Origin of the sequence: Rhizobium sullae (assembly GCF_025200715.1) — a bacterium.
Classification (GTDB): domain Bacteria; phylum Pseudomonadota; class Alphaproteobacteria; order Rhizobiales; family Rhizobiaceae; genus Rhizobium; species Rhizobium sullae.
Genome location: NZ_CP104143.1, coordinates 3,802,044 through 3,815,374 on the forward strand (window position 1 = coordinate 3,802,044; position 13,331 = coordinate 3,815,374).

Consider the following 13,331-nt stretch of genomic DNA (forward strand, 5'->3'; position numbering starts at 1 on the left):
CGCAGAGCGCCCAAAACAAAACGGAATCAGGGATTTATTGGTTGATGAACAATAACGGTCCGGTGCGCTACAAGGTGGCCGAAGCGGCAAGGTTGGCAGGCATTTCCGCCTCCACGGCGCGCCTTTGGGAAAGCCAGGGCCTGCTTGTCCCCGGTCGCTCGGAGACGGGCCACAGGCAATATAGCGCCGAAGATGTCGCTCGCCTGAAACGGATTTCGTGGTATCGGGTCGGGCGCGGCCTCAATCCGGCGGCAATCCGCGAGGCGCTCGAGAATGAAGAGCCACTTGCCGAAAACGTCGAGAGTATCGGCACTTCCGATATCGGCCGCAAGCTGCGAAGCCTTCGCCATGCCGCAGGCAAGACGCTTGATCAAGTTGCCGGTGACATGGGCATTACCTCTTCCACGCTCTCGACACTGGAGCGTACCTCACAAGGCGTCAGCTTCAAGACGCTGCACGACCTTGCGGAATATTACGGCACCACTGTCTCCCGCCTTTCCGGCGAGGAGAGCGAAGACGTTCCCGCAATCGTCCGCTCCGGCGAATGGCGCACCTGGCCGCAGACGACGCCCGGTGTCACGGTGCAACTGTTGGCGGAAGGCCGACGGATGATGGATTGCCATCGTTTCGTGCTGGCACCGGGGGCTGCCAGCGAAGGCGCCTACCGGCATGAAGGCGAAGAATTCATGCATGTGCTTTCCGGCCGCCTTGAACTCGTTCTCGATTCCGACCAGTTCTTCGATCTCGGACCCGGCGACTCGCTCTATTTCGAAAGCCGTCGTTATCACTCCTGGCGTAATCGCCATGATGGCGAGACCGTGCTTCTGTGGATCAACACGCCGCCGACATTCTGATCATCCGCCGGGCCGAAGCGGGTATCGCCCCGCATCCCTTTGCGCTATAGCGCGACGTGAGACATTGAAACGATAGAGACAGCCATGGCCGCCACCATCCGTTACCACGAAGGCGATATTTCCTCGGCGGATGCCGACCGGTACACCGGCGCGATCGCCATCGATACCGAAACGCTCGGCCTCGTGCCGCGCCGAGACCGGCTCTGCGTCGTGCAGCTTTCGCCAGGTGACGGCACCGCCGATGTCATCCGCGTTGCTGCCGGACAGAAGGAAGCGCCGAACCTCGTCGCCATGCTCAAGGATCCGGCTCGCCAGAAGATTTTTCACTATGGCCGCTTCGATATCGCCGTGTTGTTCCATACCTTCGGCGTCACCACGGTGCCGGTTTTCTGCACCAAGATCGCATCGCGCCTATGCCGCACCTACACGGATCGCCACGGCCTGAAGGACAATCTCAAGGAAATGCTCGACGTCGACATCTCCAAGGCGCAGCAATCGTCGGATTGGGCAGCGGCGACCCTGTCGCCGGCGCAGCTCGAATATGCGGCCTCCGATGTGCTCTACCTGCATGCGTTGCGCGACAAGCTGACCGAGCGGTTGGTCCGCGACGGCCGCATCGACCATGCGAATGCCTGCTTCGAATTCCTGCCAACCCGCGCGAAGCTCGATCTGCTCGGCTGGGAAGAGGCCGATATCTTTGCCCATAGCTGAAGTCTTCAAAGCCAGAACATGACCGCGGCGGCTGGACCGGGATTTTGTCCCCGGCCGTTAGCGTTTTATTAACGAGTCTTAAGTAAGATTATCGCTAATTTTTATGCATTCGACGGCGCGATGATGCGCCATGCGGACCGGAGGATCTGCGGGAGAATGCGAGGGGCCGGATGAGCGCGGTTCTCTTGTGATCTGCTTCCATCGTCACTTTGTGAAAGAAGGAGCATACCATGTTGACTCCGGTTCGTGCATCGTCGAACACAAGCCTTTCCTCCCACGGCCAGACCGCGGTGATCGTTGCCAGCGGGCTCGGCCGCTCGGTCGTTGCGCCGACCCCTGTCCAGGCCGTCGAAGCCACAGACCTCAATTCAGCGATTGCCGGCAAGCTCAATATCCTTCTCGCAGCCGCTCGCGAGCGCATGTTTGATGCGCTGCTCGATGCCATCAATGCCGCCTCCCGCGCGCTGCCGCTGCCGCGCCGGGAACAGGAAAGCAACCTCGTTTTTGCAGCGCGCCTCGCAGAAGCCATCCAGAAGCTTCCGGCTGCCCGGATCAACGAGATCGAAACTCAACTTGCGGACGAGGGCCATACCCTGCCGCTGCGGTTGATTGCCGAGGCGCTGAAGAATCCGGCCGGTCCGGAAGCAGCCCGCGTGATCGTCTATCTGGAGACGAACCGTTATAAGGATCGTGACCTGGCGGCTCGCGCCGTCGTTCGCTCCTATCGCCAGAACGACGCTTCGCCTCTGCGCCCGGACCCACGGCCAAACATTCCAATCCAGGAAGAAAAACTGCTGCCAATCGCAAAGGCGCAGCAATCGCCCGCACGGGAAGCTCAGGCGTCCCCGCCAACCAAGAAAGTGCTGCCGCTTGCGCCAGCTGTGCTCATTGCCGAATTGGCAGAGCAGCCGGTCAAAATCGTCGAGGCGGCGTTTGACGAGCCTGCGCGCGCAGAGCACAACCCTCTTGAATTCCGCGACGCGGTTGATCTGCAGGCCGAAGATCCAGCTTCGGCGGATACGCCGAAGCTGATCGACGAGGCAATAGACATTGAAGCTCGCATGGCGGCGGTGCACTCCGACCATACGGAACCGGTCATTCCGAGGGTCTGGACCGGTGTTCTTGCCTCGATGACTGAAGAAGCGTCGGAACTCATCGTCGCCATTATCGGCGAGCAGCAAACGTCGACACCCCTGGAAGATCTGGCAGCCGCGCCAGAGACAATCGAGGCGGTGGCCGCAGAAGCGGCAGCAAGGGAAGAACTGGTGCAGGCGGATATTCCCGAGGCCGCGATCCCCGCGAAGCTGCATCACACAGAGGTGACTGCCCCGTTGCCGGTTGCCGATGCCCTGCAGATCATTCGTCAACAGAAAGAAATCGTGGCGCAGCCGCAGGTTCTTCCTGCCGATATTGTCGAGGCCGCGCAGAAGTCAGGTTTGCTGAAGCCAATTGACGGGATGCCGTACGCCCAGCATCCTTACCAGTTCGCCAAAGATGGCAACGAACGCCGTGACGGCGAAATGCATCGCCGCGACTACGAAGGCAGTGGCTCCGAGGGCGAGCAGCAAGCCAACACCGGCAGCGAGCATCAGGACGCGGAGGGCGAACGCGAACAACGAGCGGAAGGCGTCGCGCCGGAGGATTTGCCCCAGGTCGATGCAAGAGCATCCGGCGACACCGTCGCCGATCCGGTTTACGCGCTCTACCAGCGCATGGCCGGCTGGGAATAGTAGGCACTTCAAACAAACAAAAAACCCGCCGGATCGCTCCGGCGGGTTCCTTCATTTCGAAAGGCTTGTAGCGATTACTCGCCGCGGTTCTTCAGAGCCGCGCCAAGGATGTCGCCGAGCGAAGCACCGCTATCGGATGAACCGAACTGAGCGACAGCTTCCTTCTCTTCTGCGATTTCCAGAGCCTTGATGGACAGCATGATCTTGCGGTCCTTCTTGGAGAAGTTGGTGACGCGGGCGTCAACAACCTGGCCAACCGAGAAGCGTTCCGGACGCTGCTCGTCGCGGTCGCGCGAGAGGTCTGCGCGGCGGATGAACGAGGTGATGTCTTCGTGGTCGACGAGCTTCACTTCGATGCCACCGTCGTTGACCGCGATGACTTCGCAGGAAACGACTGCATTCTTGCGCAGGTCGCCGGAAGCCGCGGCTTCGCCAACTGCATCCTTGCCGAGCTGCTTAATGCCGAGCGAGATGCGCTCCTTTTCGACGTCAACATCGAGAACGACAGCCTTGACGACGTCACCCTTGTTGAACTCTTCGATGACCTGTTCGCCTGGACGGTTCCAGTCGAGGTCGGAGAGGTGCACCATGCCGTCAACGTCGCCGTCGAGGCCGATGAACAGACCAAATTCGGTCTTGTTCTTGACTTCGCCTTCGACTTCAGTGCCAGCCGGATGGTTACGGGCGAATGCTGCCCACGGATTTTCCAGCGTCTGCTTGAGGCCGAGCGAAATACGGCGCTTGGACGGATCGACCTCGAGAACGACGACTTCGACTTCCTGGCTCGTGGACAAGATCTTGCCGGGGTGTACGTTCTTCTTGGTCCAGGACATTTCCGAAATGTGGATCAGGCCTTCGATACCCGGCTCCAGCTCAACGAACGCACCGTAGTCGGTGATGTTCGTGACGGTGCCGGAAATCTTCTTGCCTTCCGGATACTTGGCCTGGATGCCATCCCACGGATCGCTCTCGAGCTGCTTCATGCCGAGCGAGATGCGGTGGGTTTCCTGGTTGATGCGGATGATCTGAACCTTGACCTGCTGGCCAATGTTCAGGATTTCGGACGGATGGTTCACACGGCGCCATGCCATGTCGGTGACGTGAAGCAGGCCGTCGATGCCGCCGAGGTCAACGAATGCACCGTAATCGGTGATGTTCTTGACGACGCCGTCGACAACCTGACCTTCTTCAAGGTTCTGAACGATTTCAGAACGCTGCTCGGCACGGGATTCTTCCAGAACCGTACGGCGCGAAACCACGATGTTGCCGCGACGCTTGTCCATCTTGAGGATTTCGAAGGGCTGCGGATTGTGCATCAGCGGGGAAACGTCGCGGATCGGGCGGATATCGACCTGAGAACGCGGCAGGAAGGCGATCGCACCGTCGAGGTCGACCGTGAAGCCGCCCTTGACCTGGTTGAAGATCACGCCTTCGACGCGCTCGCCGGCTTCGAACTTGGCTTCAAGCTTGATCCAGCTTTCTTCGCGGCGAGCCTTCTCGCGCGACAGAACCGCTTCGCCAAGCGCGTTTTCGATGCGCTCGACATAAACTTCGACTTCGTCGCCGACCTTCAGCGAACCGTCCTTGGCTTTCGCGCCGAATTCCTTGAGCGCGATGCGGCCTTCGACCTTCAGGCCGACGTCGACAACGGCGACATCCTTTTCGATGCCGGTGACGATGCCCTTGGTGACATAGCCTTCAGCCAGATCGTTCTTGGCAAAGGACTCTTCGAGAAGGGCCGCGAAATCCTCGCGAGAGGGAGTAGCTACTGACATAAAATCTCCTGCGTGACCTTTGATACTGACAAGGCCAACGTATGCGCCGGTTGGTTCGTGTTGAACGGGCCTGAACCCAGTCCGCTTCCCTGCAAGGAAGCAATCCGGCGCTTGGACGGAATTTCAGGCTTTTAGTAAAGCGCTTCCCGGCAAAAGCACGGCAAATCGCTCGAATTCAGTTATTTCGGCTCAATGCCGCGTCGATGATCGATTTCGCAGCTTGAAACGCGGCCTCTATACTCATTTCCGACGTATCAAGCAAGTGCGCGTCTTCCGCTGGTTTCAAGGGGCTGTCAGCCCGTCCCATATCGCGTTCGTCGCGCCGCTTCACGTCCTCGAAGATCGCATCGAAATCCGCCGTTTCGCCCTTGCCGATGATCTCCTCGTAGCGGCGCTTGGCGCGCACCTCCGGGGAAGCCGTCACATAGAGCTTCACCGTCGCAGCCGGGCACACGACGGTGCCGATATCCCGTCCGTCGAGCACTGTTCCCGGAGCCTTCTCCGAAAAACGCCGCTGCGCCTCCACCAGCGCCCGGCGTACTGTAGGCATCACGGCAATCTTCGAGGCGGCTTCGCCGATCTCGTGTTTCGAAAGTATATCGCGATCCAGCCCGCCAAGTTCAACCTCGCGCGCCATCTTTTCTGCGACCTGTTCGTCATCAAGCGCCAGTCCCGCATCGAGCAGCGCCTTCGCTGTCGCCCGATACGTCAGTCCGGTATCCAGATGGTGGAAGCCGTATTCGTCCGCAATCTGCCGCGAAAGCGTGCCTTTGCCCGCCGCTGCCGGTCCGTCGATGGCGATCGTAAATGTCCTGCTCAATGGTTTCCTTTCAGGCCGCCGATCAGCTGGCGCTGGGTCGCCAGATCATCTTCCCTGAAATGGGACGGTTGATACATCTGCTTCTCGCTGGCTTGTCGTTTCTGGCGCTACCTAACACAATGTTATTTGCCGGTCATCTGACGTTCATTTCACGATGCTGATTGCTGTGTGAAATTTGGCTTTGACATCATTGGCAGCAACGATTATGGGGACCGGCTTATAAATTCCGATGGAACGCCGGTTTGAACGGCATTTGCCGAATTTAGCATTCGGCCATTCTCACGAGGCTTATAGTGGCGAAAGCGGAACTTGGAACCAAGCGTACCGATCCGGAAACCGGCAAGAAATTCTATGACCTGAACCGGGATCCGATCGTTTCTCCTTATACAGGCAAGTCCTATCCGTTGTCCTTCTTCCAGGAAACCTCGGCTGCGGCGGCCGAGCTCGCAGAGGAAGACGAGGTGCAGGAAGTCGATACCGAGAGCACGGAAGTCGAACTCGTATCGCTCGAGGACGCTGATGAAGGCGCATCCGGCGACGATATCCCGGATATCGGCGATGACGACGTCGAAATCGAAGGCGATGACGACGACACCTTCCTCGAAGCCGACGAAGATGACGAAGATGACGACATGAGCGACATCATCGGCGTCACCGGCGACGAAGACGAAGTCTGATCGTAATGCGCGGCCCGGACGACAAAAAAACTCCGGGCCGGCTTTTTAGGCTTGCCATCTGCGAAAACCGCAAGTATGAAGCCGCCACTTCGAACGGCAAACGCCTCCGAAGTATCCCAGGACCGGAAAGATGCCGGGCCACCCTGATGGGGCTATAGCTCAGCTGGGAGAGCGCTTGCATGGCATGCAAGAGGTCAGCGGTTCGATCCCGCTTAGCTCCACCAATTTCCCTCAAATAAATCAGGCAATTAGGCTATTGATGCCTACCATTACCTATTGATCTGCGTCTGTGGGAAGCACCGGGAAAGCGCGGACTCCCGGCCGAAAAGGTGACTGCCTTCCATCGGGGCTGATCGCGTCTTCATACCGGACGAGAGGGTGCTTGTCCCTCGACGAAGTCCACGACTTCGAAGTAGCAGGCGCAGTCAGAGGAAAAAAGCACTCAGGCCTTGACCTCCGCGACTCACCTGAGCCCGTGGTGGGCCGAGCAAGCTTATTGAGCCAGCGATCAGGTCCGGGTTAGTGACCGTAGTCGATTAGCAAAACAGCGTTCGCCTGCGTCTTTTGGATGTAAGAGGTTTGCCCAATCGGCTCCTTGGCTCCGCGTCTTTTTTCGGTCGGAGTCGGACAGCAGTGAGGCATGCCCCGGTGCTTATCAGTCCGCCGGGGTATTCTTAGACGAGTAACAAGTCGATCTTTGTTCATGTTTTTAAGTTTCGAGACTAGTAGGCATCGTCATCATCGTAGCCGCCGCTCCGCCTATCGCTCACGCCAGCCCATATTAGAAAGCCCGCGATTGACAGGCAGACCAGCCACGTCAGCACTACATCCCTCTTCATGCTCGAAATATTACCCCGCTTTGATTTGCTGCCAGAATCGTAACCAGCGCAGGACTCGGTTGCAAGAAACGTCAGCATAAACCGAGGCACGGCAGCAAAAAAAAGGACGACACCCCGCTTCTACCGTGGCGGCTTAGCCTGTGGAATGCATGTGACAGAGGGCACACTAAGAAGCCCTGTAATGATCACGCTGGCAACTTTGGGAATAAGATGAGAACTACTTGTAGGTTATTTGTGATATTGACAATGCAACCTAAATGTCGACAGTGACAGCCGTACATTAAACTTAGATTGGGGGGTACTGATGTTTTTGAAACTACTTGCAGCAATGACGATCTTCGTTTCTGCCGTTACACCGGTTTATGCTCACGGCGGGGGCACCGATAGTAACGGGTGTCATAACGACAGAAAGAATGGAGGCTACCATTGCCACTGAGCGCCGTTAAGCTGGCGTCTTTAGTAGCGATCAGCCTCGTGCGGCCGTTGTCGGCTTACGCTTGGGACGGTGTCGATGCAGCAACTGGAAACGCTGTTGAGATCGGAAAGGGGAACCTCGTTCGGTCTGGCCAGACCATTGAAATCTACGACTCCGGTTCAGGTGAATATCGCGATGTTGATGTCGAGTCGATCACGCGAGGGGCAGGCTCGGTAGAAGTAGAAGTCTACGACTCTGAGGCCGGTGAGTACCGAACGTTGGAAATGGAAGACTAAGCGGCAGGCCCCTGCGCGCCTCAACTCAACATCGAATGATGGGGACGGTCATGGCAAACCAGACGAGAAACTACTTGCTCATACCGGCAGCGTTCCTCGTGCTGGCTGTCCTGCCGTTACCCTATGGCTATACACGCTTCTGCGATTGGTCGTCACGGTGTCTGCTGTGTTTGGCGCGTACACTGCGTTCAAGGCTGGGGCAGCGGTAAGCTGGGAGGTGGTCGTCATGGGGCTGGTGGCCATCCTGTTCAATCCCCTGATACCCGTAAGCTTCAGCCGTGCGGTCTGGCTACCAATAGACCTGCTGTCTGGTTGCTTGTTCGTCTATCTAGCTCTCAGGAAGGCGACTTCAGCGGCAAGCTGATCAGCCTGACGGGCCACGGGGAAACTGGGAGTTCCTTATCTCTGCCGGCGTTCTAGCTTTCCCCATCCTTGTCGCCACCAGCCTCGGAAAAGAGAAGAACGAACGAGGCCGTGTTTGAGTGCAGCGGATCCCGTCGAAAGATTTCAGATTTCTTGGGTGGATGGCATTTTCGATTTTGGCCGCGCTTGGGCGACTTGCATATTCGCAGCCCTGAAAGGAACGGGGCTGATGATGCAAGCCTGCCTTTTTTCGGCGGCGTGCTTTTCCTGATCGGGGCGTTCTTTCCAATGGATGGCTCTTTCGAAGAGAACGAACTCCACCCCTTACAACAATTACCCTCAAAGCAAGAAGAAATACCCGAGGAGCGGGACCTTCTATCTTCGACCCTTCCGACAAACTGATTAACTGACAAAACCTAATTTCGTCGGTTCTGTCAGTTTAGTCGGCGTAGCACGGTCGCAGATTTTCCCCTTCTGGCTGCATTAACGATATCTTAACCTACAATTTGACGTCGCAACAATTTCTGCGATGCTCACCTCGGGCAACTGAGGGGTTATCCGTGAAAACGAGTTATATGGCTCAGCGCTTCGGCGCTGTGGCGATTTCGGTCGCGCTGGCGAGCTGCACAACAACGCAAGCCGACTTCAACAAAAAACCGTCCGCGGTAAGCAAGGCGGCGCTCTGCAAGACAGTATTGGAGACGCAGGACCCGCTGTTTCAACAGCAGCTCGTGGCAGAGCTGAGCCGGCGCGGGATAAGCATTCCGGAATGCCAACAGATGCTGATCCAGCAGAGGCAAGCTGCTGCTGCTTTGGTGGCGGTTGCGCTCGTAGGGACGGCCGTCGCAGTCTGCGCCAACAATAACTGCGGAGGAGGTGGGTACTATAACCCGCCGCCGCGATATCCTGGTAACTGCTACTCTTATTACGACAGGGCATCGGACGGTAGTCTGTGTGGGAACCGAAGCGCTATGTCTCGTCCCGGTGGATGGTGATGGGAGAAGAGGTCAAATTCACTCGTATTGTTGACGATTGGGCGGACGAAGCAAGACGGGCCAGATATCAATTCTTTGCTCGTGAACGCTATGAGCAGTACAAGCGATATCAAGAGGCGAGCCAACGGAACCATGTGGATTATGGAAATGGCTCATAGCGTCCCCGCTCGCGGTTCATGGAGGGGCAATCTACAGCTCTCAAATTGCCGCTCTTTAAGGTTCTGTGCCGAGAGAAAAGATGATCGGCCGGCTGTCCAGGGGGTGGCCTTCGGCGGGCGATCTTCGCAACAGTCAAGCACGCGGCCGTCACCTCCAACCCTTGCCATTCACCCCACTTCGGCATAGCTCTGCCCCGACGCCCTGAATCCGGATATTCGATGCCCCACAAGGTCTCTCTTTCCCGCCTGAAGCTGACCGATTTTCGCAATTATACTGCAGCTTCGCTCGTGCTCGACGAGCGGCATGTCGTGCTGACGGGGAACAATGGTGCCGGCAAGACCAATCTCATGGAGGCGGTTTCCTTCCTCTCGCCGGGGCGCGGTCTTCGTCGCGCCACTTATTCCGATGTCACCCGCGTCGGGGCTTCGTCAGGGTTTTCGGTCTTCGCTGAGCTTAACGGCATGGAAGGCCAGGTCGAAATCGGCACCGGGACAGACATCAGTGACGAGAATACCGGCCGCAAGCTGCGCATCAACGGCACGCCAGCCAAGACGGTCGACGAGCTGACGGATCACCTGCGTGTGCTCTGGTTGACGCCTGCCATGGATGGCCTTTTTACCGGCGGATCTTCAGACCGGCGCCGCTTTCTCGACCGGCTCGTGCTATCGCTCGACCCGGCCCATGGGCGCCGTGCCAGCGATTTCGAGCGCGCCATGCGCAGCCGCAACAAGCTCCTGGACGAAGGTCGGTTCGACCCCTCCTGGCTCTCTGGCATTGAAGAGCAGATGGCGAGCCTCGGTATCGCCATGGCGCTTGCACGTCAGGAAATGCTCGGCCTGATTGCCCGCCTTATCGAGGAAACGCGCGAAACCTCGCCCTTTCCCTCCGCCGCGCTTGAGCTTTCCGGCTTCATGGATGGCCAGCTCGAGCGGCCTTCCGTCGATCTCGAAGACGAATATGCTGCAATGCTTGCCGAAGGCCGTTATCGCGACGCCGGCGCTGGCCGCACACTTGACGGTCCGCACCGGGCCGACCTGCTCGTCCGACATCGCGAGAAACAGATGGAAGCGGAGCGCTGCTCGACCGGCGAACAGAAGGCGCTGCTGGTCGGCCTGATCCTCGCGCATGCCAAGCTTGTCGCCAATCTCACTGGGCATGCGCCGGTTCTGCTTCTCGACGAAATCGCTGCCCATCTCGACGAGGGGCGTCGCGCCGCGCTCTTCGATCTCATCGATGCGCTTGGCGGCCAAGCCTTCATGACCGGCACCGATCGCTCGATGTTTTCTGTCCTTGGCGACCGCGGACAGTTTTTCACGGTTGCCGATAGCCGGGTTTTCAAATGACCGATGCTGCTTTCCTCGCGCCTTCGGGCCATGATAGCATCGCGCCCATGGAACCTCTGAGCCCGGAAGAAATCGCCCGATACCAACGCCATATCCTGCTGCCGGAAATCGGCGGGACGGGCCAGCAAAGACTGAAGGCCGCCCGTGTGCTGGTGATCGGTGCAGGCGGTCTTGGCGCACCAGTTTTGCAATATCTGGCAGCCGCCGGGGTCGGCACGCTCGGCATTGCCGATGATGATCGCGTTTCGCTTTCCAACCTCCAGCGCCAGGTCATCCATGATTCGGGCACCATCGGCGAATTGAAGACGCAGAGTGCCGCCTTTGCAATTGCGCGGCTGAATCCGCATGTGAACATCATCCGCTTCGAAGAGCGCTTTTCGCCGGAGTCCGCCCGCCGCCATCTCTCAGGCTTCGATCTCCTCATCGATGCATCTGACAATTTCGAAACGCGCTACGCTGCAGCCGATGCAGCCGAGCAGGCGGAAATTCCGCTCGTCAGCGGCGCTGTCGGCCGTTTCGACGGTTCTTTGACTGTGTTGAAACCTTACGAGCGGGCTGAAGATGGTGCGCTCAACCCGACCTATCGCGACCTCTTTCCCGAAATCCCACCGGAGGGTCTCATTCCCGCCTGCGCCGAAACCGGCATCATCGGCGCTCTCACCGGCGTCATCGGAACGCTGATGGCAATGGAGGCGATTAAGCTCGTCACCGGCGCTGGCGAGCCGCTGGTTGGCCGATTGCTGCTCTATGATGCGCTTGCCGCCCGCTTCGAAACCGTCCGTTACAAGCGCCGCCGCACGCAAGAGCCGGGCGCTTCATGAGGATCGTCCGGATCGATGAGAGTTTCAGTCGCTGGAACGAATTGCTGCAACTGATCCTCTCGTCCTTCGCCTATATGAATGGCCGTATCAACCCGCCGTCTTCGGCCCTGAGCCTGACACTGCAATCGCTTGCCGAAAAGGCGACAAACGAAATCGGCTACGTTGCGCTTGAAGATGAGGATTTGCTTGGCTGCATGTTTCTGAGGCCTGAACCGGAGTGTCTTTACCTCGGCAAACTCGCGGTCGCGCCGAAGGCGCAAGGTAAGAGCGTCGGCAGGAAGCTGCTGCAGCTCGCAGAAGCTATTGCGAAAGCGCGCAGTTTGCCCACGCTGCGGCTCGATACGCGTATCGAATTGACCGACAACCATACCGTCTTTGCCGCCTGGGGTTTTGAGAAGACGGCCGAAAAATCCCATCCGGGCTTCGATCGCGTTACCTATATCGAAATGCGCAAGGTTCTCGCCACTTAACGGCCGGGCAACACGCGGTTCGGCGGGCGGTGGCCATCGATGAAGGCGCGGATGTTGATGATCACCTTGTCGCCCATGTCGATGCGGCCTTCGATCGTCGCCGAACTCATATGCGGGAGCAGCACCACCTTGCCCTCGTTCGCAAGCCTGACGAGCTTCAGGTTAACGGCAGGTTCGTTTTCGAAAACGTCGAGGCCGGCGCCGGCGATCTTTCCTTCCCTCAAGCATTTGATCAAGGCGGCTTCATCCACGACGTCGCCGCGCGCCGTGTTGACGATATAGGCGGTTGGCTGCAGCAACGCGAGGCGCCGCGCGGAAATCAGATGGAAGGTCGCCGGCGTCGAAGGGCAATTGATGGAGACGATATCGACCCGCGCCAGCATCTGGTCGAGGCTTTCCCAATAAGTCGCCTCCAGTTCGTCCTCGGTCGCCGGGCTGACCCGCTTGCGGTTGTGATAGTGGATCGACAGGCCGAATGCCTTGGCGCGGCGCGCGACAGCCGTGCCTATCCGGCCCATACCGACAATGCCGATGCGCTTGCCGTGAATGCGCCGGCCGAGCATCCAGGTCGGTGACCATCCCGCCCATTCCCCGGGTTTGTCGGTAAGCACCCGTGCACCTTCACCGAGACGCCGCGGTACCGCGAGGATGAGCGCCATGGTCATGTCGGCTGTGTCCTCGGTCAGAACATTCGGCGTGTTGGTGACAGTAATGCCCTTGCGGGCTGCCGCCTCGACGTCGATGTGGTCGGTGCCATTCGAAAAGCTCGCGATGAGCTTCATCTGCGGCCCAGCCTGCTCGATAAGAGCCGCATCGATGCGGTCCGTTACCGTCGGCACAAGAACATCGGCTGTTTTTACAGCCTCGATAAGCTCGGCAACGGAGCGCGGCGAATCGTCGATATTGAGCTCGGCGTCGAAAAGCTCCCGCATGCGGGTTTCCACCGCATCCGGCAGTTTCCGGGTGATGTAAACCTTCGGTTTTTTCTTCGATGTCATCGCGGCTCGGCCATGCCTTGTTCAGAGGTCCTTAACCAAGACGGGGGATAATTTTCCCGTCTCGG

General features: G+C 58.5%; 13 protein-coding genes and 1 tRNA gene. 11 read left to right on the plus strand and 3 right to left on the minus strand.

All coding sequences use genetic code 11. The annotated features are described in order from the left end of the window. Window positions 1-44: 44 nt before the first annotated feature. The 3 genes from N2599_RS18780 (at window position 45) to N2599_RS18790 (ending at window position 3,295) form a co-directional block, all read left to right on the plus strand. Complete coding sequence (locus N2599_RS18780) at window positions 45-854, plus strand: MerR family transcriptional regulator (RefSeq protein ID WP_027511946.1); 810 nt, start codon at window positions 45-47, stop codon at window positions 852-854. A gap of 84 nt (window positions 855-938) precedes the next feature. Beyond that, window positions 939-1,565, plus strand: a complete 627-nt coding sequence (locus N2599_RS18785; RefSeq protein ID WP_027511945.1) for a ribonuclease D — start codon at window positions 939-941, stop codon at window positions 1,563-1,565. Between the two features lie 230 nt (window positions 1,566-1,795). Further along, a complete protein-coding gene (locus N2599_RS18790; protein ID WP_027511944.1) occupies window positions 1,796-3,295 on the plus strand; it encodes a hypothetical protein in 1,500 nt (499 codons plus the stop codon). 74 nt (window positions 3,296-3,369) lie between these two features. Here N2599_RS18790 and rpsA read toward each other — a convergent pair whose 3' ends face one another. Continuing rightward, window positions 3,370-5,070: a 30S ribosomal protein S1 gene (gene rpsA / locus N2599_RS18795; protein ID WP_022713201.1), complete on the minus strand. Its 1,701-nt coding sequence runs from the start codon at window positions 5,068-5,070 to the stop codon at window positions 3,370-3,372. Between the two features lie 175 nt (window positions 5,071-5,245). Further along, window positions 5,246-5,890, minus strand: a complete 645-nt coding sequence (gene cmk, locus N2599_RS18800; RefSeq protein WP_027511943.1) for a (d)CMP kinase — start codon at window positions 5,888-5,890, stop codon at window positions 5,246-5,248. 293 nt (window positions 5,891-6,183) lie between these two features. Between cmk and N2599_RS18805 the strand changes: the two genes are divergently transcribed. From N2599_RS18805 to N2599_RS18830, 8 genes are all read left to right on the plus strand, one after another. Continuing rightward, window positions 6,184-6,567 (plus strand): TIGR02300 family protein, encoded by a 384-nt coding sequence (locus tag N2599_RS18805; protein WP_027511942.1) that lies wholly within the window; start codon window positions 6,184-6,186, stop codon window positions 6,565-6,567. Window positions 6,568-6,715: 148 nt separating this feature from the next. Then, window positions 6,716-6,791: transfer RNA gene (locus tag N2599_RS18810), tRNA-Ala, on the plus strand. Window positions 6,792-7,734: 943 nt separating this feature from the next. Then, window positions 7,735-7,842: a YHYH domain-containing protein gene (locus N2599_RS37615; RefSeq protein ID WP_100772115.1), complete on the plus strand. Its 108-nt coding sequence runs from the start codon at window positions 7,735-7,737 to the stop codon at window positions 7,840-7,842. Next, window positions 7,833-8,117: a DUF5334 family protein gene (locus N2599_RS18815; protein ID WP_244915023.1), complete on the plus strand. Its 285-nt coding sequence runs from the start codon at window positions 7,833-7,835 to the stop codon at window positions 8,115-8,117. Before N2599_RS37615 ends, N2599_RS18815 begins: the two co-directional genes overlap by 10 nt. A 166-nt stretch (window positions 8,118-8,283) precedes the next feature. Continuing rightward, entirely contained in the window at window positions 8,284-8,481 is a 198-nt protein-coding gene (locus tag N2599_RS37850; RefSeq protein ID WP_375714128.1) for a DUF6804 family protein, read from the plus strand. 1,371 nt (window positions 8,482-9,852) lie between these two features. After that, the gene (gene recF / locus N2599_RS18820) at window positions 9,853-10,977 is read left to right on the plus strand and encodes a DNA replication/repair protein RecF (RefSeq protein ID WP_027511939.1); all 1,125 of its coding nucleotides are present in this window, start codon (window positions 9,853-9,855) and stop codon (window positions 10,975-10,977) included. Further along, window positions 10,974-11,798: a molybdopterin-synthase adenylyltransferase MoeB gene (locus N2599_RS18825; RefSeq protein ID WP_027511938.1), complete on the plus strand. Its 825-nt coding sequence runs from the start codon at window positions 10,974-10,976 to the stop codon at window positions 11,796-11,798. The genes recF and N2599_RS18825 overlap by 4 nt, the downstream gene beginning before the upstream one ends. After that, window positions 11,795-12,268, plus strand: a complete 474-nt coding sequence (locus N2599_RS18830; protein WP_027511937.1) for a GNAT family N-acetyltransferase — start codon at window positions 11,795-11,797, stop codon at window positions 12,266-12,268. Before N2599_RS18825 ends, N2599_RS18830 begins: the two co-directional genes overlap by 4 nt. On the opposite strand, the gene N2599_RS18835 is transcribed toward N2599_RS18830, so the two are convergent. Then, window positions 12,265-13,266, minus strand: a complete 1,002-nt coding sequence (locus tag N2599_RS18835) for a 2-hydroxyacid dehydrogenase (RefSeq protein WP_027511936.1) — start codon at window positions 13,264-13,266, stop codon at window positions 12,265-12,267. The genes N2599_RS18830 and N2599_RS18835 overlap by 4 nt on opposite strands. Between the last annotated feature and the right edge of the window lie 65 nt (window positions 13,267-13,331).